This window comes from Streptomyces sp. SID12501, assembly GCF_010550245.1.
Lineage (GTDB): Bacteria > Actinomycetota > Actinomycetes > Streptomycetales > Streptomycetaceae > Streptomyces.
Genome location: NZ_JAAGLU010000118.1, coordinates 1 through 1142, shown reverse-complemented (window position 1 = coordinate 1142; position 1142 = coordinate 1). Strand labels below are relative to the sequence as shown.

The window sequence follows — 1142 nt, the reverse complement described above, 5'->3', positions numbered from 1 at the left end:
CCGCGCGGGCGGTCAGCGGGGTTCGGGTCCGCCGATCAGACCGGGGGGAAAGCTGAACCCGCCGGTCCTGCCGCCGTTGTCGCCCCCGTTGGTGCCGCCCTGGTTGCCGCCGGTGGCGCCGGCGGCCGTCTGTCCGCCGGGCCGACCGTCGCCGGGCTTGTTGTCACCGCCGGGCCGGTTCGGCTTGCCGGGTCGGTTCGGCGTGGCGGGCGGGTTCGGCTTGTTCCGGCGCGGTCCGCCGGCCGGGGAGGAGGTCTCCGGGATGGACACCGTGGAGAAGCTCAGCGACTTGCGGCCCGAGAGGGCGCCGGAGACCGCCTGCTTCCAGATCGGGCCGGGCAGGCCACCGCCGTAGACCTTGTCGTAGTACTCGCCGCCGATGGAGATGTTCTCCATCTGCACCTGCTTGGCCCCGCCCGATCCGACCCAGGTGGCGCCGGACATGTTGGGGGTGTAGCCGACGAACCAGGCGTTCCAGCGGTTCTCGGTGGTACCGGTCTTGCCCGCGCTCTGCCGGTCGGTCAGACCGGCCGCGGCACCGGTACCGCCGGTGTCGACCACGCCGAGCAGCAGCGTGTTGATGGTGTCGGCGGTCTTCTCCGACATCACGCGCTCGCACTTCGACTTCGGCACCGCGAGCGCCTTGCCGTGCGAGTCGGTCGTCGACTCGATGGCGACCGAGGTGCAGTGGACGCCCCGGTTGGCGAAGGTGGCGTACGCGTTGGCCATGGTCAGCGGCGACATGCCCTCGGTACCGAGCGCGATGGCCGGGACCTCGGGAAGCTTGGTGCCGTCGGCCGGCTTCACGCCGAGCTTGCCGGTCATCTCGGTGATCGGGCAGAGCCCGGCCTCCGAGATCATCTCCACGAAGTAGGTGTTGATGGACTTGGCCATCGCCTCCTTCATGGCGTAGGGGCCTACCTCGCTCTCCGACTCGTTCTCCACCCTGGCCTTCTCGGTGTTGACCCAGGGCTTGTCGCCGCAGGTCTGCACCGGGCTCGGGTACTCCATCTCGTAGGGGGAGGCGTAGGTCTTGGTCGGCGGGACGCCGCCCTCGATGGCCGCCGCCGCCACGAACGGCTTGAACGTCGAGCCGGTCGGGAAGCCGAAGTTGGAGCCGCCCAGCCGCTTGTCGACCGAGA

The 1142-nt window shown here is 70.3% G+C and carries 1 protein-coding gene; it reads right to left on the bottom strand.

The window, feature by feature from the left end:
* Positions 1-12 precede the first annotated feature (12 nt).
* On the bottom strand, positions 13-1142 hold a 1130-nt coding region (locus G3I71_RS44690), incomplete at its 5' end, for a transglycosylase domain-containing protein (RefSeq protein WP_275409410.1).